We start from the raw sequence: 26,299 nt of genomic DNA, 5'->3' as shown, positions 1-26,299 counted from the left end.
AGTGATGCGTTGTCATTTTAAAATCAAAAACGTCCTGTTTTTACTGCCTTTATTACAGGTGGCCCATGCCGCCATACTGCCCTCAGTTCAGAACAAGCAGGAACTTGACCGCCTGGAGCGGCAGAGTAACCAGTATCTGATTGAAGAGGCGAAAAGAACGGAAGCGTTGCTGCAACAGCAGCGCGCAATTCGCGGCGAAGACGCGGAGACCGGCCTGCCGGCAAATTCATCGTGGAAGTTCAACGTAACCCGGATCGAGATCCTCGACGATCATCTGTTCGACGGATCGCCGCAGCGCGAGGAGATCGTCCAGCGCTATCTGGGTAAGGATCTTGGTAAATCTGACATTTTCACCTTAGTGAAAGAGTTAACGGATTTTTATATTTCCCGTGGCTATGCCACCACTCTTATCAGTATCGACCCCGGCAACATCAAGAGCGGTACGCTTAAGCTTCGCGTGCTGTGGGGAAAGATTAACGATTTTAAGGTGAACGGCCAGACACCGGGCCTGCGTGATAGCACGCGTCTTTTTACCGCCTACCCGTTTGCCAAAGACAAGATCCTCAATATGCAGGATGTCGACCAGATGGTTGAGAACCTGATGCGGGTCTCGGAGAGGGATAATATTAGCGTTGAACCCTCAATCATTAATGGCTATTCCGATCTTAACCTGATTCATCAGCCCTCATTTCCGATTGACGCGGCGGCGGGGTTAAATAACTCCGGGAGCAAATCAGAAGGCTGGCAGCAATATTACGGCAGCCTGACGGCAAAAAATATTGCCGGATTAAACGACATTTTTAATGCGTATTACTCGTGGAACGATCTGAAAAATAATAATGATAAACAGGACTCCTGGTCATTTAGCTACAGCGTGCCGCTGGGCTATTGGGGGTTTGATACCAGCTATTACAAATCCGAATGGCTTTGTTGAATAAATCAGATTTCGGGTAAGTCTCCCCCGTAGCGGGTTGTGTTTTCAGGCAATACGCACGCTTTCAGGCATACCTGCTTTCGTCATTTTGTTCAGCGCTCGTACCAGGGCCATAGCCTCTGCAACCTGACCATCGTAGTCACGCAGTGTCAGTGAACCCCCGAACAGCTGTTTTACCCGGTACATCGCCGTTTCCGCTATCGAGCGACGGTTGTAATCTGTTGTCCATTTCCACCGCGCATTACTCCCGGTCATTCGCTGATTAGCCACTGCACGGTTACGGTCTGCATATTCACCGGGCCAGTAACCCGCACCTTTTCGGGGAGGGATAAGCGCGCTGATTTTCTTACGCCGCAGTTCATCGTGACATAGCCGGGTATCGTAAGCGCCATCGGCGGCGGCTGACCTGATTTTCCGGTGGGTTTGCCGGATTAACCCGGGGAAGGCCTCTGAGTCCGTAACGTTGTTCAGCGACAGGTCAGCGCAGATGATTTCATGTGTTTTACTGTCAACGGCGAGATGCAGCTTACGCCAGATACGGCGGCGTTCCTGGCCATGCTTTTTGACTTTCCACTCGCCTTCACCGAAGACCTTCAGCCCGGTGGAATCAATTACCAGGTGTGCGATTTCACCCCGGGTGGGCGTTTTGAAACTGACATTAACCGACTTTGCCCGCCTGCTGACACAGCTGTAATCCGGGCAGCGTAGCGGAACGTTCATCAGAGAAAAAATGGAATCAATAAAGCCCTGCGCAGCGCGCAGGGTCAGCCTGAATACGCGTTTAATGACCAGCACAGTCGTGATGGCAAGGTCAGAATAGCGCTGAGGTCTGCCTCGTGAAGAAGGTGTTGCTGACTCATACCAGGCCTGAATAGCTTCATCATCCAGCCAGAAAGTTATGGAGCCACGGTTGATGAGGGCTTTATTGTAGGTGGGCCAGTTGGTGATTTTGAACTTTTGCTTTGCCACGGAACGGTCTGCGTTGTCGGGAAGATGCGTGATCTGATCCTTCAACTCAGCAAAAGTTCGATTTATTCAACAAAGCCGTGATGACCCTGAAAAAGCGCTCTGGTACAACGCCGTCGTGATGACCGGCAACGAGTCCACGCTTTTCAACAAAATGATGTCCGACATCTTCGGTGAAACCTGGCAAACCACCGACTACGGTACAATGTGCGGTATCTGGGCGAGCGTAACAGCCTCCAATAATGAGGCATTAAAAAACAATAAAACCTACTTCGTTCCTTCTGAAAAAGGCGAGATCACCGCGGGCGGTAACTTTACGCATAACGGCGGCACGCTGGATAACGGTATTGCGGACGCTGGGGTGATTAACAGCCACAGCGACGTAAGCGATATCGACGTGGGTGAATACACCGTGGATACGGTCATTGCCGGTTACGATGTCCAGGTAAATACCAAGAAAATTGACGAGCTGGCGATGGGCATTAGCCCGATGCCAACCATCAAGGATATGGTCTCCATTCCGGGCATGTTTGAAGTCTCAACCGACTTTAAGAAAACCGCCGAAGCGGAAAAAAATGGCACGGCTTATCCGGGGCCAGCCAACAATATCGTTCCGATCTTTGAAACGCGTCCGTCAATGATCGATCAGAGCGCTTACACAGGATCGGATTACTTCTTCGATCAGGTGGGCTATGACCCGCAGAAGCCGGTTAACGTTATTGGTGATAACTACTTCACCTCAGAATTGATCCGCCGTGAGATCAACAGCTCGGTGGGCAGTTTCTTTTCGATCCGTGATGGTCTGGAAGGCGACGCGCTGGTGCAGGCCCTGATGGATAATGCAGGCTTGGCAGCACAGGACAGCGAGCTGGGGCTGGTTGTTGGTCAATCCCTGACCGAGGAGCAGCGCAACGGACTGGACGCCGATATCGTCTGGTTCGTCAATCAGACGGTGAACGGCGTGGACGTGATGGTCCCGGTCGTGTACCTGTGCCCTGAAACGCTTCGTCAGATGGAGAGCGGAGACGTTAACGGCGGCACCGCGACCGTTCATGCCGGTGGCGATATGAACGTCGACGCGAACAGCATCAATAACGCCAACGGTACAATCTCATCCAAAGGCGACATGACGCTGGTCTCTGATGGGGATATCAACAACGTTAGCAACGGCATGAGCGCGGGTATCTCTGCGGGCGGCGACATCAATATGTCCAGCACCAGCGGCAATATCAATAACAACGGCGCGGCGATTAACGCTGAGGGCGACGTGAACATGTCCGCAGCTCAGGGTGACATCACCATGACGGCCAGCGTAGGGCGCGATGAGAGCGGCAAGCAGGTGATCCACGCCTTTGAGGACGGCGTTACCGCAGGCGGCAGCATTAACATGGAGGCTAAATCAATCACCTCCAACGCGTCGGATATTACGGCGGGTCAGGATGTAAGCATGAAGGCCACCGACGGCGACGTCACCTTCAATGACCTGCATGAAATTGACGCCACGCGTATCATTGATAACGACGTCAGAAGCGCGCTCAACTACACGATGTCTGATACCTCAACCACCACGGGCAAAGCCATTGGCGCGAATGTTTCCGCTGGCGGCAACATGAGTATCGAGGCCAAAAACGACGTGGTGATGGAAGGGGGGACCTACAACGCCCAGACCGGCAGCATCACCGCTGAAAATGACGTGACGATCAAAACGTCCCAGGACGTTGCTCACGAAGAACAGCACAGCTCGTCACGCGAGTTTGTCATCAGCGCGGGCGTCAGCGGCGGCGGCCAGTCGGTTAACACCAGCTACGGCACCATGGACGGCGGCAGCACCGAAACGACCTCCGGCGACTATGTCAGCGCAGGATCAGAATCCGACACCTCCGCTATCGGCAAGAAGCCTGGCCGTGCGCCGGTGAATGATACGGCTGGCTTCACGTTTGGCATGAGCACCTCCAGTGACTCGTCCGTCACCGACAGCAAAAAGAACACCAATGCCGCAATCAACTTTGGCCAGTCCGGGACGATTGAAGCCGGTAAGACCGCTGACATTGGTGGGGCGGATCTCAGCGCGGGCAATGCCCTGACCATCAACGCCGAGGACGTCGCGACCACGAAATATGAAGATGAGATGAAAAACACCTCATCCCATAAAGCGACGTCGTTTGGTATCACGGGTGAAGCCCACAGCACCCTTGTAGATACCTTTGATAAAGCCGGTAACCTGATTGAAAAAGGCACCGAAGGCCAGTCTGCCAACGCCGGAACAACGGCTGCGGAAGTGCTGGGCGAGGCCTCTAACCTGCTGCTCAACGATCTGGCTGGCGGTTCCGTTACCATTGGCGGCAGTTCGTCTAAATCGCACTCGACCTCCACCTCCACGGCGGAAAACATTAACCACATCAGCGCCAATAACGTTTCGATCAACACCAAAAAAGACACCACGTTGAACGGAACAGACATTAGCGGCCAGAACGTTGAAATTAACGCAGGCGGCGATGTGAACATGAATGCGGCGAAATCCACATCCAGCTACAGCAACACCACCGAGGAGCACTCGGCGGGCATCTCGGCTGGCGTGGGCGTGGATCTCTCCGGCGTGAGCGGCGGCGCGTCTGTCGACTACAGCGGCAGCAAAGAGACCGGAACAGGCAACAGCACCAGCTACACCAACAGCACCATTACGGCAGGCGACGTCAAAATTAAGTCCGGCGGCGACATGACCATGAGCGGTGCCAACATTGACGCCAATACCGCGGACGTGGATGTTGCAGGGGATATGACCGTGAACTCCCTTCAGGATACGGTTCACACGGACAACGAGCGTGCCAACTGGGGTGCATCCGTCGGTGTAGCCGTGTCGACGAAAGGCGTGATGCCTACCGGGGCCGTTAACGGCGGCGGCGGCTCAGAGGCTTATGACTCGGCAACCACCGCGAAGCAGTCCGGCATTCACACCACGGGGGACGTGCAGGTGAAAACCGGCGGCGACCTCAACATGGCGGGGGCCAATATCGTCTCTGATAATGGCACCGGTAACGTCAACGTTGCGGGCAATATCAACGCCAAAGACCTGCAAGATACCGTTGAGCAGGACGGCCTGTACGGCGGTGGCGGCGTAGGTATCGGTGGTTTGCCGGGTAAAAAAGGCGGCATTCCATCGGCTAACATCTACGTGGATACGGTCGATGAGATCCACCGTAACGAAACGCAGAAATCCACCATTTCCGTGGGGGGCACCACCAGCAAAGGTACGACTGGCGAGATCAACACCAACAAGGATGAGATGTCCGTTGTCACCCGTGACGAAAAAGAAGCGGGTAACAATATCTCCTATACCCTTGCGGATCCTGGTATCGGTAAGAAGAAAAAAGGCAGTTACGACGTCGATACGCCGAGCGACCACCGCAATGGCGGCGGCTCGTCGAAGCATTCAGGCGATGGCACGAAGAAGAAAGAGGATACGCCAGCGAAACCTGCGCACAGCGAAGCGGTGCCTGCCGTTACGCCGTCGAAAGCGGACAATCTTAAGCCTGCGCCAAAACCGGCTGACAGCACGACGAAGACGGATACCACCCCGTCTGGAACCGCGCACAGCGAAGCGGTGCCTGCCGTTAAGCCGTCGAAAGCGGACGATCTGAAGCCTGCGCCGAAACCGGCTGACAGCACGACGAAGACGGATACCACCCCGTCTGAAACCGCTCACAGCGAAGCGGTGCCTGCCGTTACGCCGTCGAAAGCGGATGACCTGAAGCCTGCACCGAAACCGGCTGACAGCACGACGAAGACGGATACCACCCCGTCTGAAACCGCGCACAGCGAAGCGGTGCCTGCCGTTACGCCGTCGAAAGCGGATGACCTGAAGCCTGCACCGAAACCGGCTGACAGCACGACGAAGACGGATACCACCCCGTCTGAAACCGCGCACAGCGAAGCGGTGCCTGCCGTTACGCCGTCGAAAGCGGACGATCTGAAGCCTGCGCCGAAACCGGCTGACAGCACAACGCCGAAGAAAAAATGGGACGTTCCAAATACGAATTACCCAACGCTTTCTCCGGGTTCTGCAACCGGTAAAACCGGCAAAGATATGCCGAAAACGCCAGAGCACAGAAAGTGGAACGGCGACATGACCAACGGCGTGGCGCCGTCGAGCAACCCGAAAGGCACCGACGTCAAGCTCTCGCCAGGTTCGTCCACCGGTCAGACCGGCATGGACATGCCGAAAACGCCTGAGCACAAGCAGTGGAACGGCGACATGACCAACGGTGTCACGCCGTCGAGCAACCCGAAAGGCACCGACGTCAAGCTCTCGCCGGGTTCGTCCACCGGTCAGACCGGCATGGACATGCCGAAAACGCCTGAGCACAAGCAGTGGAACGGCGACATGACCAACGGCGTGGCGCCGTCGAGCAACCCGAAAGGCACCGACGTCAAGCTTTCGCCGGGTTCTTCCACCGGTCAGACCGGCATGGACATGCCGAAAACGCCTGAGCACAAGCAGTGGAACGGCGACATGACCAACGGCGTGGCGCCGTCGAGCAACCCGAAAGGCACCGACGTGAAGCTCTCGCCGGGTTCGTCCACCGGTCAGACCGGCATGGACATGCCGAAAACGCCTGAGCACAAGCAGTGGAACGGCGATATGACCAACGGCGTGGCGCCGTCGAGCAATCCGAAAGGCACTGACGTCAAGCTCTCGCCAGGTTCGTCCACCGGTCAGACCGGCATGGACATGCCGAAAACGCCTGAGCACAAGCAGTGGAACGGCGATATGACCAACGGCGTGGCGCCGTCGAGCAATCCGAAAGGCACTGACGTCAAGCTCTCGCCAGGTTCGTCCACCGGTCAGACCGGCATGGACATGCCGAAAACGCCTGAGCACAAGCAGTGGAACGGCGATATGAGCGCAACAGCACAGCCGAAGCAGTGGCTGCCGCTAATGGCGGAAACGCCAATTAATATCTATGCGAAGGTGACCATTACGTTCCAGGACGAACAGCTGAGTTAACCCCCCTCTCCCCGTCGTTCACCGGCGGGGTTTTCATGTAGCCATAAAAAAGGGTCTGACCACGGTCAGACCCTTTTCATATTTAACTGGCGGAATAATTATTCGTCTTCGAGATAAGTATACCCGTACAGCCCCGCCTCAAACTCTTCCAGGAACTGCTGCTGCAATGCATCGTCGAGACCGGTGTTTTTCACCTGGTCGCGGAACTGGGTCAGCAGCGTTTTCGGATCGAGCTGAACGTATTCCAGCATGTCTGCCACGGTATCCCCCTCGTCAGACAGCTCAACTTCCACGCTGCCGTCAGGGAAGACAAACACGTCAACCGCTTCGGTATCACCGAACAGGTTGTGCATGTTGCCGAGGATCTCCTGGTACGCCCCAACCATAAAGAAGCCCAGCATCGGCGGGTTCTCCGGGTCGTACTCCGGCATTGGCATGGTGGTGGCGATACCGTCGCCGTCAACGTAGTGGTCGATAGCACCGTCGGAGTCACAGGTGATGTCCAGCAGCACCGCGCGACGTTCCGGGGCGTGGTTCAGCCCTTCCAGCGGCAGAACGGGGAACAGCTGGTCGATACCCCATGCATCCGGCATCGACTGGAACAGCGAGAAGTTGACGTAAATCTTATCCGCCATACGTTCCTGCAGCTCGTCGATAATCGGACGGTGCGCGCGGTTGCTCGGGTCGAGCTGCTTCTGCACTTCATGGCACATGTTCAGATAAAGCTGCTCCGCCCACGCACGCTCCTGCAGGCTGAAGGTGCCTGACGAGTAGCCGACGTGAATATCGTGCAGATCCATCTGGCTGTCGTGCAGCCATTCGCGCAGGGAGCGACGCGTGCCCGGCTCGTGCATCTCCTGCCAGGTTTCCCACATGCTTTGCAGGGAACGCGGTGCATCATCCTGCGGCGGCGTCGCTTCGGAAATTTCGCTACGCTCAACGCCGATGATATTAGAGACCAGCACCGTATGGTGCGCGGTCACCGCGCGACCGGATTCGGTGATCACCGTCGGGTGCGGCAGGCCGTGCTCTTCACAGGCATCACCGATCGCCCAGATGATGTTATTGGCGTATTCATTCAGACCATAGTTCACCGAGCAGTCAGACTGCGAGCGGGTCCCTTCGTAGTCCACGCCCAGGCCACCGCCCACGTCGAAGCACTGAATATTCACGCCAAGCTTGTGCAGCTCAACGTAGAAACGGGCTGATTCACGCACGCCGGTGGCGATATCGCGAATATTGGCCATCTGCGAACCGAGGTGGAAGTGCAGAAGCTGAATGCTGTCCAGACGACCGCGCTCGCGCAAAATTTCCACCAGCTGCAGTACCTGGTTCGCCGCGAGGCCGAATTTGGATTTTTCACCGCCGGAGGACTGCCATTTACCGGAACCCTGAGACGCCAGACGCGCACGCACGCCGAGGCGTGGCACCACGTTAAGACGTTCAGCCTCTTCCAGCACGATCGCGATTTCAGTCATCTTCTCGATAACCAGATAGACCTTGTGGCCCATCTTCTCGCCAATCAGCGCCAGACGAATGTACTCACGGTCTTTGTAGCCGTTACAGACAATGACCGAACGGGTCATGCCCGCATGCGCCAGAACCGCCATCAGCTCCGCTTTGGAGCCGGCTTCGAGGCCCAGCGGCTCGCCGGAGTGGATAAGGGACTCAATCACGCGGCGGTGCTGGTTCACCTTAATCGGGTAAACCAGGAAGTAGTCGCCTTTATAGCCGTAGGATTCACGCGCGCGCTTGAAGGCGGCGTTAATAGAACGCAGGCGATGTTGCAGGATCTGCGGGAAGCAGAACAGTGCAGGCAAACGCTGGCCCTGTGCTTCACGGGCTTTCACCAGTTTGGCGAGGTCCACGCGCGCTTCAGGGACGTCCGGATCCGGGCAAACGCTGATGTGGCCCAGTTCGTTGACGTCGTAGTAGTTATTGCCCCACCAGGCAATATTGTATGTGCGCAGCATCTTGCTGGCTTCCTGGGAGCTCATCGCAACCTCCTGCATAGAACGTAGTACACCCTGTTCGCCCGCTGACGAAGGCGAAAAAGAAGACATGTCGTCAGACATAGCGAACCTCAACTCTTTGTATTAAGTGTAAAACAGTTGACTACTATCGCAGCGTTATACGGCGATAACAACCCATAAACGGCTCCGTTTCCCAGCAGAGTATGCTGAAATCCAGACCGTGCGACCGGTTTCTTATTCATATCATTGTAAAACACGTATCCGAACTCTGTATGACAAGGTTCGGCGAAACCACGAGAAAACTCTTGTATTAACAAGAGCGCCCTTGTTCAGTTTTCACACAGCCTGACCGGCCCTGGAATCCTGAGAAGCGCCGAGATGGGTATAACATCGGCAGGTTTGCAGACTAGAAATGCGGGTTGCGGGAATCAAATGCGCGCCAGAACGGCTGCGCTGAATTAGCGGAAAACGATGGTTCATTATCTCGTATCACCTCCACGGCCGCCTCTGCTGAAACGGACCCCAAGCCAAAGCTAAAAGTTCACTGCTTAACCCGGCTGGAAGTGGCGACTCGATGAGTTCATCGAGCGCTTATTTTGTATGAGCCGCGCGCCGCGTTTTATACCGAGAAGGGGGCTAAAAAGCAAAACAAAAATGCGTGGGTTGCCAGCGCCGTCAGGAAAAATTTCCAGCAGACATTTCAACGCCGTGAGAGATGAATCAAAAAAAACTGGAAATCGGGCGAAGAAGTGACCTAAAATAGCCATCCAGATGTTAATCCATCTATACTGATTAACACTCATACTGCCAGTGTCAAAAACCTGCAGGCCTTGGTAGAATTATCTCCTTTGGCTATTCCACACAGCAGCTTGAGCTAACCAAATTCCTCTTAGGTGAAATAAAACATGGCAAAACACCTGTTTACGTCCGAGTCCGTATCAGAAGGACATCCTGATAAAATTGCTGACCAAATCTCCGATGCGGTGCTGGATGCGATCCTGGCGCAGGATCCTAAAGCGCGCGTCGCGTGCGAAACCTATGTCAAAACTGGCATGGTTCTGGTTGGCGGTGAGATCACCACCAGCGCATGGGTTGATATCGAAGAGATCACCCGTAACACGGTGCGTGAAATCGGTTATGTGCATTCTGATATGGGCTTTGATGCCAATTCTTGCGCGGTGCTGAGCGCCATTGGCAAACAGTCTCCAGACATCAACCAGGGCGTTGACCGTGCCGATCCACTGGAACAGGGCGCGGGCGACCAGGGCCTGATGTTTGGCTACGCGACCAACGAAACCGACGTGCTGATGCCAGCCCCGGTCACCTACGCGCACCGTCTGGTACAGCGTCAGGCTGAAGTACGCAAAAACGGCACCCTGCCGTGGCTGCGCCCGGATGCAAAAAGCCAGGTCACCTTCCAGTACGATGACGGCAAAATCGTTGGCATCGATGCGGTGGTACTGTCTACCCAGCATTCCGAAGAGATTGACCAGAAATCCCTGCAAGAAGCAGTGATGGAAGAGATCATCAAGCCGGTTCTGCCGACCGAATGGCTGAGCTCTGCGACCAAATTCTTCATCAACCCAACCGGACGCTTTGTTATCGGCGGCCCAATGGGCGACTGCGGTCTGACCGGACGTAAAATCATCGTTGATACCTACGGCGGCATGGCACGTCACGGCGGCGGTGCGTTCTCTGGTAAAGATCCGTCTAAAGTTGACCGCTCTGCGGCATACGCGGCACGTTATGTTGCGAAAAACATCGTTGCTGCCGGCCTGGCTGACCGCTGTGAGATTCAGGTTTCTTACGCCATCGGCGTGGCTGAGCCAACCTCCATCATGGTTGAAACCTTCGGTACCGAGAAAGTGCCTTCAGAACAGCTGACCCTGCTGGTACGCGAGTTCTTCGACCTGCGTCCATACGGACTGATTCAGATGCTGGATCTGCTGCACCCAATCTACAAAGAAACCGCGGCATACGGTCACTTTGGTCGTGAACATTTCCCATGGGAAAAAACCGACAAAGCCGCCCTGCTGCGTGAAGCTGCCGGTCTGAAATAATCGACTGACAAGAGCGTTAAAAAAGCCAGCCTTTGTGCTGGCTTTTTTTTGTTTGGAACCGCTTACACGCCAGTCCATGTACCTCGCTTTCGGAATAATCTCTTTGCGTGATGGCATTTCTTGTGCTGTTACATTTCCTTTCAGTTAAGTCTGAAATGTATTCTTTCGCGATGCATATCACCTCATTTACCTCTATATTTTCAAAGCTTTAATAATTTTTACGGTTACACACCAGTGTAACCGATTACACCAATGTGATTAATCTCACATATTTTTACGGGTCACTCACCTACCCTTAACATCAATAAAACTGATAACCCAACTGGAGGGCATAATGCCTGACAATAAAAAACAGGGGCGTACGTCCAACAAGGCGATGACATTCTTCGTCTGCTTCCTCGCCGCCCTGGCAGGTTTACTTTTTGGCCTGGATATCGGCGTGATTGCTGGCGCCCTTCCCTTCATCGCAGACGAATTCCAGATTAACGCGCATACCCAGGAATGGGTGGTCAGCTCGATGATGTTTGGCGCAGCGGTTGGTGCTGTCGGCAGCGGCTGGCTCTCCTTCAAGCTCGGACGTAAAAAGAGCCTTATGATTGGTGCCATTCTCTTCGTCGCCGGTTCACTCTTCTCTGCTGCCGCCCCTAACGTTGAAGTGCTTATTCTTTCCCGCGTACTGCTGGGGCTGGCCGTCGGCGTCGCGTCCTACACCGCCCCGCTCTATCTCTCTGAAATTGCGCCAGAGAAAATTCGCGGCAGTATGATTTCGATGTACCAGCTGATGATTACCATCGGTATTCTCGGGGCTTATCTTTCCGATACCGCGTTCAGCTACAGCGGCGCATGGCGCTGGATGCTTGGCGTGATCATCATCCCGGCCATTTTGCTGCTGATTGGCGTCTTCTTCCTGCCGGACAGCCCGCGCTGGTTTGCCGCAAAGCGCCGCTTCCACGATGCCGAACGGGTGCTGCTGCGCCTGCGCGACACCAGTGCGGAGGCGAAAAACGAGCTGGAAGAGATCCGCGAAAGCCTGAAGGTGAAGCAGTCTGGCTGGGCGCTGTTTAAAGAGAACAGCAACTTCCGTCGCGCAGTATTCCTCGGCGTGCTGCTGCAGGTGATGCAACAGTTCACCGGGATGAACGTCATCATGTATTACGCGCCAAAAATCTTTGAGCTGGCGGGTTATACCAACACCACCGAGCAGATGTGGGGCACCGTCATCGTCGGCCTGACCAACGTGCTGGCGACCTTTATCGCGATCGGCCTGGTGGACCGCTGGGGACGTAAACCTACCCTGACGCTGGGCTTCCTGGTCATGGCGATCGGTATGGGCGTGCTGGGCACCATGATGCACGTCGGCATCCACTCCCCAACCGCACAGTATTTTGCGGTAGGCATGCTGCTGATGTTTATCGTCGGGTTCGCGATGAGCGCCGGTCCGCTGATTTGGGTACTGTGTTCTGAGATCCAGCCGCTGAAAGGGCGTGATTTTGGTATCACCTGCTCAACTGCAACCAACTGGATTGCCAACATGATTGTCGGCGCGACGTTCCTGACCATGCTCAATACCCTGGGCAATGCCAACACCTTCTGGGTCTACGCCGGCCTGAACATCTTCTTTATTGTGTTGACCATCTGGCTGGTTCCAGAAACCAAACATGTTTCACTGGAACATATTGAACGTAACCTGATGAAAGGTCGTCCACTGCGCGAAATCGGCGCACACGACTAATCCTCTTGCGGGAGGCGCCTCTTGCGCCTCCCCGCTTCGCGCTTTATGCTCTGCCCCTATGAAAGCTCCCCGTCTCCCCATCGCCCTTCAGCAAGCCGTTATGCGCAGCCTGCGGGAAAAACTCGCCCAGGCGAACCTGAAGCTCGGTCGGAATTACCCTGAACCGAAGCTCGTCTATCAGCAGCGTGGCACCGCGGCGGGTACTGCCTGGCTGGAATCGTATGAGATCCGCCTGAACCCGGTGTTGATGATGGAAAACCAGCAGGCGTTTATTGAGGAAGTGGTGCCGCATGAGCTGGCTCACCTCCTGGTGTGGAAACATTTTGGTCGCGTCGCGCCGCACGGAAAAGAGTGGAAGTGGATGATGGAGGCAGTACTGGGCGTTCCGGCGCGCAGAACTCATCAGTTCGAGCTGGAATCTGTACGTCGCAATACGTTCCCCTACCGCTGCCAGTGTCAGCAGCATCAGCTTACCGTCCGCCGCCATAATCGCGTGGTCCGCGGCGAGGCGACCTACCGCTGCGTCAAATGCGGCGAACCGCTGATTGCGGAGTAATCATTTGAACATTCAGGAACTTTCCTGATCTGACTGATTGCATACAGGAAAAACATTCGTTACGTTGCGGGCTCGTTTTGACACGGAGTGTAAGATGTCCCGTAATTTTTCTCTCGCGGTCGCCTTTCTGACGACAGCGTTCTCAGGCCATGCTCTGGCCGATGGTATCAACAGTTTTTCCCAGGCCAAGGCAGCAGGCGTGAAGGTGAACGCCGATGTGCCGGGCGATTTCTACTGCGGCTGTAAAATTAACTGGCAGGGTAAAAAAGGGGTCGTGGACCTGGAGTCCTGCGGCTATAAGGTGCGTAAAAACGAAAACCGCGCCAGCCGCATCGAATGGGAACATGTCGTTCCGGCATGGCAGTTTGGCCACCAGCGCCAGTGCTGGCAGGATGGCGGTCGTAAAAACTGTTCTAAAGATCCTGTCTACCGCCAGATGGAAAGCGATATGCATAACCTGCAGCCCGCCGTGGGTGAAGTGAACGGTGACCGCGGCAACTTTATGTACAGCCAGTGGAACGGTGGCGAAGGCCAATATGGCCAGTGCGGCATGAAGGTGGATTTTAAAGAAAAAGTCGCCGAGCCGCCTGCCCGCGCGCGCGGCAGCATCGCCCGCACTTACTTCTACATGCGTGACCGCTACGACCTCAACCTCTCCCGTCAGCAGACGCAGCTGTTCAATGCGTGGGATAAGCAATATCCGGTGACGGAGTGGGAATGTCAGCGCGACGAACGCATCGCCAGAGTCCAGGGGAATCATAACCCGTACGTCCAGCGGGCTTGCCAGGCGCAAAAGAGCTAACCTACACTACGGCAATTCGCTTATCTCGCATGACATATGGAATTTCTGACTATGCGCATTCCTCGCATTTACCACCCTGAACTGATTACCGCAGGTCGCGAAATCGCCCTGTCTGACGACGCCGCCAACCACGTTGGCCGCGTGCTGCGCATGGGGGCTGGCCAGGCAATACAGCTTTTCGACGGCTCTAATCAGATTTTCGAGGCGGAAATCACCCGGGCGGATAAAAAAAGCGTGCATGTGAATGTGTTGCGCGGTGAAGTGGACGACCGTGAATCGCCGCTGCACATCCACCTGGGCCAGGTGATGTCCCGCGGGGAAAAGATGGAATTCACCATTCAAAAATCCATTGAGCTGGGTGTAAGCCTCATTACGCCACTTTTTTCCGAGCGCTGTGGCGTTAAACTGGATGCGGAACGTCTGAACAAAAAGATCCAGCAGTGGCAGAAAATTGCCATTGCGGCGTGTGAACAGAGCGGCCGCAACCGCATACCGGAGATCCGCCCGGCAATGGACCTGGAGGACTGGTGTGCCGAAGAGGAGAGCGGGCTGAAGCTCAATCTTCATCCGCGCGCCAGCGCCAGCATTAATACGCTGCCGCTGCCCGTTGAACGTGTACGCCTGCTGATTGGCCCCGAAGGCGGCCTGTCGGCGGAAGAAATTGCGATGACGGCGCGTTACCAGTTTACTGATATTCTGTTGGGACCTCGCGTTCTGCGCACTGAGACAACGGCACTCACGGCCATTACCGCGCTACAGGTACGGTTTGGCGATCTGGGTTGAAGTATAAACGGAGAAGAACATGATTAAGCTCGGCATCGTGATGGACCCCATCGCAAACATTAACATCAAGAAAGATTCCAGCTTCGCTATGTTGCTGGAAGCGCAGCGTCGCGGCTATGAGCTCCACTATATGGAGATGAACGATCTTTACCTGATCAACGGTGAAGCCCGCGCGCGTACCCGCATCGTTAACGTCGAGCAGAACTACGACAAATGGTACGAGTTTGGCACCGAGCAGGATATTGCCCTGGCCGATCTCAACGTTATTCTGATGCGTAAAGATCCGCCGTTCGACACCGAATACATCTACTCCACCTATATCCTTGAGCGTGCCGAAGAGAAAGGGACGCTGATCGTCAATAAGCCGCAGAGCCTGCGCGACTGCAACGAGAAGCTTTATACCGCCTGGTTCTCAGACCTGACGCCTGAAACGCTGGTGACCCGCAGCAAAGCTCAGTTGAAGGAGTTCTGGCAAAAACACGGCGATATCATCATGAAGCCGCTGGACGGCATGGGCGGCGCGTCTATTTTCCGCGTGAAGGAAGGCGACCCGAACATTGGCGTGATTGCCGAAACCCTGACCGAACTGGGTACCCGCTACTGCATGGCCCAGAACTATCTGCCCGCCATTAAAGATGGCGACAAACGCGTTCTGGTCGTGGATGGCGAACCCGTACCTTACTGCCTGGCACGTATCCCACAAGGTGGCGAAACGCGCGGTAACCTGGCGGCCGGTGGACGCGGTGAGCCGCGCCCGTTGACAGAAAGCGACTGGGAAATTGCCCGCCGCGTTGGCCCAACGCTTAAAGCCAAAGGCCTGATCTTTGTTGGCCTGGACATCATTGGCGATCGCCTGACGGAAGTGAACGTCACCAGCCCAACCTGCATTCGCGAAATCGAAGCGGAGTTCCCGATCTCGATCACCGGAATGCTGATGGACGCTATCGAAAAACGTTTACAGAAATAATCTGTGACAGCGCCCGGCTTTATCCCCATACTGGGCGCTGTCGCTTTTTAAACCAGGAAACAGTACCTCTGACAATGAATTTACAGCATCACTTTCTTATTGCCATGCCTGCTCTCCAGGATCCGATTTTTCGCCGCGCCGTGGTTTATATTTGTGAATACAATGAAGACGGCGCGATGGGCATTATCATCAATAAGCCGCTGGAAAACCTGCAGGTTGAAGGGATTCTGGACAAGCTGAAAATCCCGGCTGAAGCGCGACTGCCGGAGATCCGGCTCGATAAACCGGTGATGCTGGGTGGACCACTTGCAGAAGATCGCGGCTTTATCCTGCATACCCCGCCGGTATTCTCTTCCAGTATCCGCATCTCCGATAACACCGTGATCACCACCTCGCGCGACGTGCTCGAAACGCTGGGTACCGCAGAACAGCCTTCCGAAGTGCTGGTGGCGCTGGGGTACTCGTCGTGGGAGAAAGGCCAGCTTGAGCAGGAAATCCTCGATAACGCCTGGCTTACCGCACCAGCGGACATGAATATTCTGTTTAAAACCCCGATAGCCGATCGCTGGCGCGATGCGGCAAAACTGATTGGCATTGATATTCTGACCATGCCTGGTGTCGCGGGGCACGCCTGATGAGCGGAACACTTTTGGCCTTTGATTTTGGTACCAAAAGCATTGGCGTCGCTGTGGGTCAGCGCATCACAGGTACCGCGCGCCCGCTCACGGCCCTGAAGGCCAACGACGGCACGCCCGACTGGAATCTTATCGAACGTCTGCTGAAAGAGTGGCAACCGGATGATGTTATCGTTGGGCTGCCGCTGAATATGGACGGCACCGAACAACCCCTTACCGCCCGCGCGCGTAAGTTCGCCAATAAAATCCATGGCCGCTTTGGCGTCTCCGTGAAGCTTCACGACGAGCGTCTTAGCACCGTCGAAGCGCGTGCTGGCCTGTTTGAGCACGGCGGCTTCCGGGCGCTCAACAAAGGCAGCGTAGACTCCGCCTCTGCCGTCATCATCCTCGAAAGCTATTTCGAACAGGGCTATTAATCTCAGGGGCCTATAGCCGCCCCTGCGCCCGTCTCTCCGCCATGCTTTGATCAAAGTTCTGCATTCCCGCCTGCTGGCCTGTTTGAATGATACCGGGCAGTTGCCAGGTTTTTCCTTCACGAATCAGATTTGCCGCCGCCGGGGTATTCACCAGCAGTTCATACAGCGCGACACGCCCACCCTGCAGGTCGGGAAGCAGCCTCTGTGCCAGCACCGCACGCAGGCTACCGGCCAGCTGGTTACGTACCGGGTCTTTCTCCTGCGCCGGGAAGGTGTCCACCAGCCGCTCAATGGCCTGCGAGGCACCCCGCGTATGCAGTGTCGCCAGCACCAGATGCCCGGTCTCCGCCGCCGTCAACGCGAGACGGATCGTCTCTGCATCACGCAGCTCCCCCAGCAAAATCACATCTGGATCCTCGCGTAACGCTCCGCGCAGCGCCTCGACAAAAGACGGGCAGTGCTGACCTATTTCCCGCTGCTGAATCAGGCAGCGTTCGCTCCGGTACAGATACTCCACCGGATCTTCAAGCGTGAGGATATGCCCGTCAGTATGGTGGTTGAGGAAATCGACCATCGCCGCCAGAGTGGTAGATTTGCCGCTGCCGGTCGCCCCCGTCACCAGAATCAACCCGTTGTCACTGGATAACAGTTCCGGAATGGCACGCGGCACGCCCAGCAAAGAGAGTGGCGAACAGGTGCGTGGCAGCAACCGCAGGGCGATGGACACCCCGTTAATCTGCTTAAACGCACTCCCGCGCAGACGCTGGCCTTCTGCCACCGTCACGGCAAAATCGACCTGACCGTGAGCCCACCAGCTTCCCTGCTGCTCATCATTGAGCCACGCTTTTAATAACGCTCCGACATCTGGCGGCGGAAACGGCGCGGGTTCAAGGCGTCCTGACCGGCGCCAGCGGGGTGGCGAATCACTGCACAGGTGTAGATCGGAGACGTTATGCTTTACACTAAGGGCCACCATTTCTTCCACATCCATAGACTACTCCTCGGAAAATGAACGACATTGCGCATAACCTGGCACAGGTCCGGGACAAAATCTCAGCTGCCGCAACGCGTTGCGGCCGTGCTTCAGAAGAAATTACGCTCCTTGCAGTCAGCAAAACCAAGCCTGCGAGCGCCATCGCAGAAGCGATTGATGCAGGCCAGCGCGCATTTGGTGAGAACTACGTGCAGGAAGGCGTGGATAAAATTCGCGACTTCCGGGAAAAGGGGAATACGGATCTTCAGTGGCACTTTATTGGTCCACTGCAGTCGAACAAAAGCCGTCTGGTGGCAGAGCACTTCGACTGGTGCCATACGATTGACCGTCTGCGCATTGCCACACGCCTGAACGAACAACGCCCGGCAGAGATGCCAGCGCTTAACGTGCTGATACAAATCAACATCAGCGACGAAAACAGCAAGTCTGGCATTGCGCTAAGCGAGCTGAATGCGCTGGCCGCAGACGTGGCCGCCCTGCCACGCTTAACCCTGCGTGGGCTGATGGCTATTCCGGCGCCAGAGTCAAGTTATGAAAGGCAGTTTGCCGTGGCACAGCAAATGGCTGTAGCATTTGAGGCGCTTAAAGCGCGCTACAACACGGTAGACACGCTTTCTCTGGGCATGTCGGATGATATGGAAGCCGCCATCGCGGCAGGCAGCACTATGGTGCGCATCGGTACCGCCATTTTCGGTGCGCGCGACTACTCCAAATAATAAGGAAACCTGAGGAACGCCATGAAGACGTTGACTTTCCTGCTCTCAACGGTCATTGAGCTGTATACGATGGCGCTTTTGCTGCGCGTCTGGATGCAGTGGGCCCGTTGTGATTTTTACAATCCGTTCTCCCAGTTTGTCGTGAAAATCACGCAACCTATTGTCGGGCCCCTGCGCCGCATTATCCCGGCCATGGGTCCCATCGACAGCGCTTCGCTGCTGGTAGCGTTTATTCTTAGCGTTATCAAAGCCATCGTGCTGTTTATGGTCATCACCTTCCAGCCGATTATCTGGATTGCCGCCGTGCTGATTCTGATCAAAACCGTCGGTCTGCTGATTTTCTGGGTGCTGCTGGTGATGGCCATCATGAGCTGGGTGAGCCAGGGGCGTAGCCCGGTAGAGTATGCCCTGATTCAGTTGGCCGAGCCGCTGCTGCGTCCGATCCGTAACTTACTTCCCTCTATGGGCGGCATCGACTTCTCCCCGATGATTCTGGTTCTGCTGCTCTATGTGATCAACATGGGGATCGCTGAACTGCTGCAGTCTACGGGCGACATGCTGTTGCCGGGGCTGTGGATGGCGCTATGAGTGCCGTAAGCACCTGCGCTGACGGGCTGGTTTTGCGGCTGTATATTCAGCCGAAAGCCAGCCGTGACAGTATTGTTGGACTGCATGGCGACGAGTTAAAAGTCGCCATCACCGCCCCGCCGGTTGACGGTCAGGCAAACGCGCATCTGACCAAATATCTGGCAAAACAGTTTCGCGTGGCCAAAAGCCAGGTCATCATTGAAAAAGGCGAACTGGGGCGGCATAAACAGGTAAAAATCCTCAACCCGCAATCCATCCCGACGGAAGTCGCGGCTTTGACAGAACAGGACTAAACCATGCAGAAAGTTGTTCTCGCGACCGGCAACGCCGGTAAAGTGCGCGAGTTGGCCTCGCTATTAAATGATTTTGGGCTGGATGTGGTCGCTCAGACCGATCTTGGCGTAGATTCTGCCGAAGAGACGGGGCTGACGTTTATTGAAAACGCGATCCTGAAAGCACGCCATGCCGCGCAGATTACCGGTCTGCCCGCCATTGCCGATGACTCCGGTCTGGCCGTCGATTTTCTTGGCGGCGCGCCGGGGATTTACTCTGCTCGTTATTCCGGTGTTGATGCAACCGACCAGCAGAATCTGGAAAAGCTGCTTGTTGCCCTGAAAGACGTACCGGACGAACAGCGGACCGCACAGTTCCACTGCGTGCTGGTCTATCTGCGTCACGCAGAGGACCCGACGCCGATCGTCTGCCACGGTAGCTGGCCGGGCGTGATTACCCGTGAAGCTGCGGGCAACGGCGGTTTTGGCTACGACCCGATTTTCTTTGTCCCGTCCGAGGGCAAAACCGCAGCGGAACTGACCCGCGAAGAGAAAAGCGCGATTTCCCACCGTGGGCGCGCACTGAAACTGTTACTGGAAGCACTGCGTAATGGCTAATTTGCCACCTCTGAGTCTTTATATTCACATCCCGTGGTGCGTGCAGAAATGCCCGTACTGCGATTTCAACTCGCACGCGCTGAAAGGTGAAGTGCCGCACGATGACTACGTTGCGCATCTGCTGGCTGACCTGGACGCCGATGTACCTTACGCACAGGGACGTGAAGTTAAGACCATTTTCATTGGTGGCGGTACGCCGAGCCTGCTGTCAGGCCCGGCGATGCAGACGCTGCTGGACGGCGTGCGTGCGCGCCTGAACCTGGCCGCGGATGCTGAAATTACGATGGAAGCCAACCCCGGTACCGTTGAGGCCGATCGTTTTGTCGAGTATCAGCGTGCTGGCGTGAACCGTATTTCCATCGGCGTGCAGAGCTTTAGCGAGCCAAAACTGAAGCGCCTGGGGCGCATTCACGGCCCTGAGGAAGCAAAGCGTGCGGCAAACCTGGCGACAGGACTGGGTCTGCGCAGCTTTAACCTCGATTTGATGCACGGCCTGCCGGACCAGTCGCTCGACGAAGCGCTGGACGATCTGCGCCAGGCGATTGAACTTAACCCGCCGCATCTGTCCTGGTATCAGCTCACCATTGAACCCAACACGCTGTTTGGTTCCCGTCCTCCGGTTCTGCCGGATGACGACGCGCTGTGGGATATTTTCGAGCAGGGCCACCAGTTGTTAACCGCTGCGGGGTATCAGCAGTACGAGACGTCTGCGTATGCGAAACCGGGGTATCAGTGTCAGCACAACCTGAACTACTGGCGTTTTGGCGACTACCTGGGAATTGGCTGCGGCGCGCACGGTAAGGTGACTTTCCCGGACGGTCGCATTCTGCGTACCGCCAAAACCCGCCACCCGCGAGGGTATATGGAAGGCCGTTATCTCGAGCGCCAGCACGACGTTGAGGCGGCGGATAAACCGTTTGAGTTCTTTATGAACCGCTTCCGCCTGCTGGAAGCCGCGCCGCGCGCGGAATTTGCGCGTTACACCGGTCTGCCGGAGTCAGTGATTCGTCCTCAGATTGACGAGGCGCTGGCGCAGGGGTATCTGACTGAGTGTGAAGATTACTGGCAGATCACCGAGCACGGCAAACTGTTCTTAAATTCCCTTCTTGAGCTGTTCCTCGCCGACGATTCCTGAAGGCTAATTCAGGTTTTTGCATCCCGTTCTGCCGGCTGAAGGAAAAGCTGGCAGAGTGTGGGGATGGAAAACTCAAAACAACTTCGCAAACAAATGACGCCCGAAGAATTTCGCCTCTGGTATTTGCTCAGAGGTCGTCGGTTCTTTGGCTATAAGTTTCGCCGCCAGATGCCGATTGGGCCGTATGTTGCAGATTTTGCCTGTTTTAAGGCGAAATTGATTATTGAGCTCGACGGAGGGCAACATCAAAGCAAAGAGAAATACGATTCACGTCGTACAGAGTTTTTGCATACAAATGGCTGGGAAGTCGTGCGATTCTGGAACAATGAATTTACTTCTCAGGAAGAGGAAGTGCTGACGGTTATACTTCAAAAATTGCAGAGCCTGATGCCCTCACCCTAACCCTCTCCCACAGGGAGAGGGCCGGGGTGAGGGGCCCAGCGCGCAGAGGATTACTTCAACGTCCCCACCAGCGCCTTCCGGCTATCTTCCAGCGACACCACGCGTTTACACACGTCTTTGCCGAACTGCTGGAAATCATCTTCCTGGTTCTTCCACTCGTTCTGAATTGAGGTCTGCAAGCCACCCAGACTGCCCAGCACGCCCTGCAGCGGGTTACCGCCGCCCTTCAGGACCGCTTTAGCCCCCATCTCGTTGATGCTGTCCTGCAGGATGCCGCCCATCGCCTGGTTCACCAGCTGCTGTCCGTCAGCACGGACCTGATCAATCGCCTTGTAGTGGAACGTCAGGCCATCAGAGCGCGTCTCGATAATCCGGTTCATCTGCTCTTTGAGCTGCTTATCGAGCTTCGTCAGGCGGGAGCGCATATTGCTACTCTCCCCCACCTCTTTGGTAATGATCTTATCCAGTGCAACACGGCTTTTTTCGACGCGCGTCAGGGCACCTTCATTAATCCATGGCAGCGCGGTACGCAAATCGGCCTGATAGTCTTTCGCCTGCTCACGCTGTGCGGCTGTCAGATTGTACTCTTTGCCGTTAAAGGTGACGTTCCCTTGCGGCGTAATCACCAGATTGCCGTTCTCGCCTTTGACCTGCACGGTTTGCGGGCTTAACACCACGTCATCACGCGGGGTGACGCTACATTTATACTCCGCATGGGCGGTGAATCCGGTTGCCATCAAAGCAACAGCCAGCAACGTTTTGCGCATCTTAAACACTCCCTCAGACAAAATGGGCCAGCTAATGCTGGCCCCGTACTTGCTTTATTAGTCCCACCAAACGTCGAAAAGTTCGCTGACGCGGACATCTTCCAGCTTGTGGTCTTCAAGCCATTTACGAACCAGCGCCTGATGTTCTTCGGTGCATTTACCCACTTCCTGGGTGCAGATCAGACCTTCCCACGCCAGGTAACCGCTACCGTCGAAGGCCAGCTTGTTGGGCTCAATCACGTCGTTGATGAAGGCATCCACGTCCTGATCGATCTGTTCTACACTGGTGCCTTCCGGGAAACGCCACGCAACGGAGAAACCCACTTCCTGGAATTCTTCGATGTGCATTTTTTTACGCAGACGACGGCTACGATTCTTTGCCATTATTTCACCCTCTCGAACATTAAGTCCCATACACCGTGACCAAGACGATGGCCACGCTGTTCAAATTTCGTTACCGGACGTGAATCCGGACGCGGAACATAGTCGTTGCTTTCAGACTGGTTTTTATACCCGTCCAGAGACGACATCACTTCCAGCATATGTTCCGCATAAGGTTCCCAGTCGGTCGCCATATGGAAGACGCCGCCCAGTTTCAGCTTGCTTTTCACCAGCTCGGCAAACGGTGCCTGAACGATACGGCGTTTATTATGACGTGCTTTGTGCCACGGGTCAGGGAAAAAGAGCTGAACCATGGTTAAAGAATTGTCAGGAATCATTTTGTGCAGCACTTCCACCGCGTCATGACACATGACGCGCAGGTTCTCTACACCCTCTTCATGGGCAGTTGCGAGACACGCGCCGACGCCCGGGGAGTGCACTTCAATACCGAGGAAGTTCTGCTCCGGGCGAGCTTGCGCCATGGTCACCAGAGAGGTGCCCATACCAAAACCAATCTCCAGCGTGACTGGCGCTTCGCGGCCAAACAGCCCGGCAAAGTCCAGCGGCTGCTCGCTGAACTCAACGCCCATCACCGGCCAGTAGTTGTCCAGCGCATGTTGCTGCCCTTTTGTCAGGCGGCCCTGACGACGGACAAAGCTGCGAATACGGCGCAGCGGGCGACCATTTTCATCAAATTCCGGTGAAATGACGTCGTTTTTCATAAAAGAGTTGTCTGCTTGTGAGAATGTTCGGGAAACGGGCATTATCCAAAGTTAAGGCGTCTATGCAAGCATGGGAAAGATCCGGTTTACAGCAGATTGACGCTGTGCTGCAATCTGCGTCCCTGATTATGTGAATCGATGACCATGCAAGCCTCTCAATTTTCAGCCCAGGTGCTGGACTGGTACGACAAATACGGGCGTAAAACCCTGCCCTGGCAAATTGAAAAAACGCCTTACAAAGTATGGCTCTCCGAAGTGATGTTGCAACAAACGCAGGTCGCCACGGTGATCCCATACTTTGAACGTTTTATGGCACGCTTCCCGACGGTAACAGACCTGGCGAATGCCCCGCTGGACGAGGTATTGCACCTGTGGACAGGCCTGGGCTATTACGCCCGCGCGCGTAATCTGCACAAAGCCGCGCAGCAGGTCGCCACGCGCCACAACGGTAAATTCCCGGAAACTTTCGATGAAGTGGCAGATTTACCCGGGGTCGGGCGTTCAACGGCGGGAGCCATTCTCTCTCTCTCTTTGGGTAAGCATTTCCCGATCCTCGACGGCAACGTGAAGCGCGTGCTGGCACGTTGCTATGCGGTGGACGGCTGGCCCGGTAAAAAAGAGGTTGAGAAACGTCTGTGGGAGATCAGTGAAGCGGTTACCCCGGCCAACGGCGTCGAACGTTTTAACCAGGCGATGATGGATCTGGGTGCGATGGTTTGCACGCGCTCAAAACCCAAGTGCGAACTCTGCCCGCTCAATACTCTCTGCGTGGCCTACGCTAATCATTCGTGGTCGCAATACCCGGGGAAAAAACCGAAGCAGACGCTACCGGAGCGCACCGGTTACATGCTGCTGATGCAGCACGGCGACGAGGTGTTCCTGGCCCAGCGTCCACCGAGCGGCCTGTGGGGCGGTCTATACTGCTTCCCACAGTTTGAAGATGAAGATTTGCTGCGTGAATGGCTTAAACAGCGCGGTATTGCTGCCGATAACCTGACGCAGCTGACCGCGTTTCGCCATACCTTCAGCCATTTCCACCTGGATATTGTGCCGATGTGGCTTCCCGTGTCCTCATTTGCCTCGTGCATGGATGAAGGCACCGCTCTCTGGTATAACTTAGCGCAACCGCCATCAGTCGGGCTGGCGGCTCCCGTGGAGCGCCTGTTACAGCAATTACGTGCCGGTGCAATGGTTTAGCATCGACAAGAAAAAGAGGAATGAGTATGGCCAGAACGATTTTTTGTACTTTCCTGCAGCGTGACGCTGAAGGCCAGGATTTCCAGCTTTATCCGGGGGATCTGGGTAAACGCATTTATAACGAGATCTCCAAAGAAGCCTGGGGACAGTGGCAGAAAAAGCAGACCATGCTGATTAACGAGAAAAAGCTCAGCATGATGAACCCGGAACACCGCAAGCTGCTGGAACAGGAGATGGTGAACTTCCTGTTTGAAGGCAAAGACGTGCACATCGAAGGCTATACGCCTCCAGAAAAATAATATTGAGCGGCTGTTGCCGGGTGGCGCTGCGCTTACCCGGCCTACAAAACCGTAGGCCCGTGCAAGCGAAGCGCCGCCGGGCAATAGCAACGACTAAGCAAACACAACACGCACGCCCGGAATGATGAAAAAACTTTTAGCGCTAGCCCTTGTTGCGCCGTTGCTGGTCTCCTGTTCGTCAAAAAAAGGCGATGATTACAACGAAGCCTGGATCAAAGACACCAACGGTTTTGACATTTTGATGGGGCAGTTTGCCCACAACATCGAGAACATCTGGGGATTTAACGAAGTTCTTATTGCCGGACCGAAGGACTACGTTAAGTACACCGACGCCTATCTGACCCGTAGCCACATCAACTTTGATGAGGGTACGATCACCATTGAAACCATCGCGGGTACTGACCCTGCGGCACGACTGCGTCAGGCGATTATCAAAACCCTGCTGATGGGTGACGACCCGGGATCTATCGATCTCTACTCCGATGCCGACGATATCACCATCTCGAAAGAGCCGTTCCTGTACGGTCAGGTTGTCGATCAAACCGGCCAGCCAATCCGCTGGGAAGGTCGCGCCACGAAATTTGCCGACTATCTGCTGCAGACGCGACTGAAGAGCCGCTCTAACGGCCTGAAGATAATTTATAGCGTCACCATCAACCTCGTGCCGAACCACCTCGACAAGCGTGCGCATAAGTATCTTGGCATGGTGCGTCAGGCATCACGTAAGTACGGCGTGGATGAGTCGCTGATCCTGGCGATTATGCAGACCGAATCGTCGTTCAACCCTTACGCAGTTAGCCGTTCCGACGCCCTGGGGCTGATGCAGGTAGTCCAGCACAGCGCCGGTAAGGACGTCTTCCGCGCGCAGGGCAAATCCGGCACGCCGAGCCGTAGCTATCTGTTCGATCCCCAGAGCAACATTGATACCGGCACGGCCTATCTGGCGATGCTGAACAATGTTTATCTCGGCGGCATCGATAACCCGACCTCACGCCGCTATGCCGTAATCACCGCCTATAACGGCGGCGCGGGCAGCGTGCTGCGCGTCTTCTCGAACGACAAAGTGCAGGCCGCAAACATCATCAACAGCATGGCGCCGGGGGATGTTTACTCAACCCTCACCACCCGCCACCCATCAGCGGAGTCCCGCCGCTATCTGTATAAGGTCAATACGGCGCAGAAGAACTATCGTCGTCGATAATCAACACACCTTCTCCTGCAAGGAGAAGGTGTTCTGCTTTCCCTCTCCCCGTGGGAGAGGGTCAGGGTGAGGGCATCAGGCCGCACTCACTCACCCCACCCATACGAAAATGTTATTTGCATCACAATCCAAACTGCAAATTAATGTGGATTGCATTTTTTTGCGGGAGGTAACAAAA

28 protein-coding genes are annotated in these 26,299 nt (G+C 55.4%); 19 read left to right on the top strand and 9 right to left on the bottom strand.

What is annotated here, in order from left to right:
• Positions 1 to 4 precede the first annotated feature (4 nt).
• Positions 5 to 934: a ShlB/FhaC/HecB family hemolysin secretion/activation protein gene (locus O1723_RS03890; RefSeq protein ID WP_248190705.1), complete on the top strand. Its 930-nt coding sequence runs from the start codon at positions 5 to 7 to the stop codon at positions 932 to 934.
• A gap of 45 nt (positions 935 to 979) precedes the next feature.
• Here the strand turns inward: O1723_RS03890 and O1723_RS03885 are convergent, their stop codons facing one another.
• Positions 980 to 1,948, bottom strand: a complete 969-nt coding sequence (locus O1723_RS03885; protein WP_000654804.1) for an IS5-like element IS903B family transposase — start codon at positions 1,946 to 1,948, stop codon at positions 980 to 982.
• A gap of 73 nt (positions 1,949 to 2,021) precedes the next feature.
• Here O1723_RS03885 and O1723_RS03880 point away from each other — a divergent pair, with 73 nt between their 5' ends.
• Positions 2,022 to 6,905: a hemagglutinin repeat-containing protein gene (locus O1723_RS03880; protein ID WP_479983875.1), complete on the top strand. Its 4,884-nt coding sequence runs from the start codon at positions 2,022 to 2,024 to the stop codon at positions 6,903 to 6,905.
• 98 nt (positions 6,906 to 7,003) lie between these two features.
• Here O1723_RS03880 and speA read toward each other — a convergent pair whose 3' ends face one another.
• From speA to O1723_RS03860, 4 genes are all read right to left on the bottom strand, one after another.
• Positions 7,004 to 8,980 carry a biosynthetic arginine decarboxylase gene (speA, locus tag O1723_RS03875; RefSeq protein ID WP_014885182.1) on the bottom strand — a complete coding sequence of 659 codons (1,977 nt, stop codon included), beginning with the start codon at positions 8,978 to 8,980 and terminating at the stop codon, positions 7,004 to 7,006.
• Between the two features lie 8 nt (positions 8,981 to 8,988).
• Positions 8,989 to 9,120, bottom strand: a complete 132-nt coding sequence (yqgB, locus tag O1723_RS03870) for an acid stress response protein YqgB (protein ID WP_127312443.1) — start codon at positions 9,118 to 9,120, stop codon at positions 8,989 to 8,991.
• Between the two features lie 94 nt (positions 9,121 to 9,214).
• Positions 9,215 to 9,358 carry a hypothetical protein gene (locus O1723_RS03865; protein ID WP_418251728.1) on the bottom strand — a complete coding sequence of 48 codons (144 nt, stop codon included), beginning with the start codon at positions 9,356 to 9,358 and terminating at the stop codon, positions 9,215 to 9,217.
• A gap of 68 nt (positions 9,359 to 9,426) precedes the next feature.
• Positions 9,427 to 9,645: a hypothetical protein gene (locus tag O1723_RS03860; RefSeq protein WP_014885183.1), complete on the bottom strand. Its 219-nt coding sequence runs from the start codon at positions 9,643 to 9,645 to the stop codon at positions 9,427 to 9,429.
• A 138-nt stretch (positions 9,646 to 9,783) separates the two neighbouring features.
• On the opposite strand from O1723_RS03860, the gene metK reads away from it, so the two are divergent.
• The 8 genes from metK to ruvX all read left to right on the top strand — a co-directional run bounded on the left by metK (position 9,784) and on the right by ruvX (position 16,829).
• Positions 9,784 to 10,938, top strand: coding sequence for a methionine adenosyltransferase (gene metK, locus O1723_RS03855; protein ID WP_014885184.1), 1,155 nt, complete (start codon positions 9,784 to 9,786; stop codon positions 10,936 to 10,938).
• A 334-nt stretch (positions 10,939 to 11,272) separates the two neighbouring features.
• Entirely contained in the window at positions 11,273 to 12,670 is a 1,398-nt protein-coding gene (gene galP, locus O1723_RS03850; protein ID WP_014885185.1) for a galactose/proton symporter, read from the top strand.
• A gap of 58 nt (positions 12,671 to 12,728) precedes the next feature.
• Positions 12,729 to 13,226 carry a SprT family zinc-dependent metalloprotease gene (locus tag O1723_RS03845; RefSeq protein ID WP_014885186.1) on the top strand — a complete coding sequence of 166 codons (498 nt, stop codon included), beginning with the start codon at positions 12,729 to 12,731 and terminating at the stop codon, positions 13,224 to 13,226.
• Positions 13,227 to 13,320: 94 nt separating this feature from the next.
• Positions 13,321 to 14,028, top strand: a complete 708-nt coding sequence (gene endA, locus O1723_RS03840; protein WP_014885187.1) for a deoxyribonuclease I — start codon at positions 13,321 to 13,323, stop codon at positions 14,026 to 14,028.
• Between the two features lie 51 nt (positions 14,029 to 14,079).
• Positions 14,080 to 14,811: a 16S rRNA (uracil(1498)-N(3))-methyltransferase gene (rsmE, locus tag O1723_RS03835; protein ID WP_023337758.1), complete on the top strand. Its 732-nt coding sequence runs from the start codon at positions 14,080 to 14,082 to the stop codon at positions 14,809 to 14,811.
• A 19-nt stretch (positions 14,812 to 14,830) separates the two neighbouring features.
• Positions 14,831 to 15,778: a glutathione synthase gene (gene gshB, locus O1723_RS03830; protein WP_023331278.1), complete on the top strand. Its 948-nt coding sequence runs from the start codon at positions 14,831 to 14,833 to the stop codon at positions 15,776 to 15,778.
• A 74-nt stretch (positions 15,779 to 15,852) separates the two neighbouring features.
• Positions 15,853 to 16,413, top strand: a complete 561-nt coding sequence (locus O1723_RS03825; protein WP_008499752.1) for a YqgE/AlgH family protein — start codon at positions 15,853 to 15,855, stop codon at positions 16,411 to 16,413.
• Positions 16,413 to 16,829, top strand: a complete 417-nt coding sequence (ruvX, locus tag O1723_RS03820; protein ID WP_006811925.1) for a Holliday junction resolvase RuvX — start codon at positions 16,413 to 16,415, stop codon at positions 16,827 to 16,829. The genes O1723_RS03825 and ruvX overlap by 1 nt, the downstream gene beginning before the upstream one ends.
• A 10-nt stretch (positions 16,830 to 16,839) precedes the next feature.
• On the opposite strand, the gene O1723_RS03815 is transcribed toward ruvX, so the two are convergent.
• A complete protein-coding gene (locus O1723_RS03815) occupies positions 16,840 to 17,820 on the bottom strand; it encodes a type IV pilus twitching motility protein PilT (protein WP_023337759.1) in 981 nt (326 codons plus the stop codon).
• Between the two features lie 17 nt (positions 17,821 to 17,837).
• Here O1723_RS03815 and O1723_RS03810 point away from each other — a divergent pair, with 17 nt between their 5' ends.
• The 6 genes from O1723_RS03810 (at position 17,838) to O1723_RS03785 (ending at position 21,554) form a co-directional block, all read left to right on the top strand.
• Positions 17,838 to 18,539 (top strand): YggS family pyridoxal phosphate-dependent enzyme, encoded by a 702-nt coding sequence (locus tag O1723_RS03810; RefSeq protein WP_023337760.1) that lies wholly within the window; start codon positions 17,838 to 17,840, stop codon positions 18,537 to 18,539.
• A gap of 21 nt (positions 18,540 to 18,560) precedes the next feature.
• Positions 18,561 to 19,127 carry a YggT family protein gene (locus tag O1723_RS03805; protein ID WP_014885192.1) on the top strand — a complete coding sequence of 189 codons (567 nt, stop codon included), beginning with the start codon at positions 18,561 to 18,563 and terminating at the stop codon, positions 19,125 to 19,127.
• Positions 19,124 to 19,420: a DUF167 family protein YggU gene (gene yggU, locus O1723_RS03800; RefSeq protein ID WP_014885193.1), complete on the top strand. Its 297-nt coding sequence runs from the start codon at positions 19,124 to 19,126 to the stop codon at positions 19,418 to 19,420. The genes O1723_RS03805 and yggU overlap by 4 nt, the downstream gene beginning before the upstream one ends.
• A gap of 3 nt (positions 19,421 to 19,423) precedes the next feature.
• Positions 19,424 to 20,017 (top strand): XTP/dITP diphosphatase, encoded by a 594-nt coding sequence (locus tag O1723_RS03795; RefSeq protein ID WP_023331280.1) that lies wholly within the window; start codon positions 19,424 to 19,426, stop codon positions 20,015 to 20,017.
• Positions 20,010 to 21,152 (top strand): radical SAM family heme chaperone HemW, encoded by a 1,143-nt coding sequence (gene hemW, locus O1723_RS03790; protein ID WP_014885195.1) that lies wholly within the window; start codon positions 20,010 to 20,012, stop codon positions 21,150 to 21,152. Before O1723_RS03795 ends, hemW begins: the two co-directional genes overlap by 8 nt.
• A 63-nt stretch (positions 21,153 to 21,215) precedes the next feature.
• Positions 21,216 to 21,554: an endonuclease domain-containing protein gene (locus O1723_RS03785; RefSeq protein ID WP_023331282.1), complete on the top strand. Its 339-nt coding sequence runs from the start codon at positions 21,216 to 21,218 to the stop codon at positions 21,552 to 21,554.
• A gap of 50 nt (positions 21,555 to 21,604) precedes the next feature.
• On the opposite strand, the gene O1723_RS03780 is transcribed toward O1723_RS03785, so the two are convergent.
• The 3 genes from O1723_RS03780 to trmB are packed head-to-tail and all read right to left on the bottom strand — an operon-like array spanning position 21,605 to position 23,424.
• Entirely contained in the window at positions 21,605 to 22,321 is a 717-nt protein-coding gene (locus O1723_RS03780; RefSeq protein WP_014885197.1) for a YggN family protein, read from the bottom strand.
• A 57-nt stretch (positions 22,322 to 22,378) separates the two neighbouring features.
• On the bottom strand, positions 22,379 to 22,705 hold the full coding sequence (locus tag O1723_RS03775) for a YggL family protein (RefSeq protein ID WP_014885198.1): 327 nt from the start codon (positions 22,703 to 22,705) through the stop codon (positions 22,379 to 22,381).
• Positions 22,705 to 23,424, bottom strand: a complete 720-nt coding sequence (gene trmB, locus O1723_RS03770; RefSeq protein WP_014885199.1) for a tRNA (guanosine(46)-N7)-methyltransferase TrmB — start codon at positions 23,422 to 23,424, stop codon at positions 22,705 to 22,707. The genes O1723_RS03775 and trmB overlap by 1 nt, the downstream gene beginning before the upstream one ends.
• A gap of 144 nt (positions 23,425 to 23,568) precedes the next feature.
• On the opposite strand from trmB, the gene mutY reads away from it, so the two are divergent.
• The 3 genes from mutY (at position 23,569) to mltC (ending at position 26,121) form a co-directional block, all read left to right on the top strand.
• The gene (gene mutY / locus O1723_RS03765) at positions 23,569 to 24,621 is read left to right on the top strand and encodes an A/G-specific adenine glycosylase (protein ID WP_014885200.1); all 1,053 of its coding nucleotides are present in this window, start codon (positions 23,569 to 23,571) and stop codon (positions 24,619 to 24,621) included.
• A gap of 26 nt (positions 24,622 to 24,647) precedes the next feature.
• Positions 24,648 to 24,920: an oxidative damage protection protein gene (locus O1723_RS03760; protein WP_003862425.1), complete on the top strand. Its 273-nt coding sequence runs from the start codon at positions 24,648 to 24,650 to the stop codon at positions 24,918 to 24,920.
• Between the two features lie 124 nt (positions 24,921 to 25,044).
• Complete coding sequence (gene mltC, locus O1723_RS03755) at positions 25,045 to 26,121, top strand: membrane-bound lytic murein transglycosylase MltC (protein WP_014885201.1); 1,077 nt, start codon at positions 25,045 to 25,047, stop codon at positions 26,119 to 26,121.
• Positions 26,122 to 26,299 lie beyond the last annotated feature (178 nt).

Source organism: Enterobacter cloacae complex sp. HYC080_NIDB, from assembly GCF_056673325.1.
The sequence above is the reverse complement of the archived record's forward strand: the minus strand, read 5'-3'. Positions and strand labels throughout refer to the sequence as shown.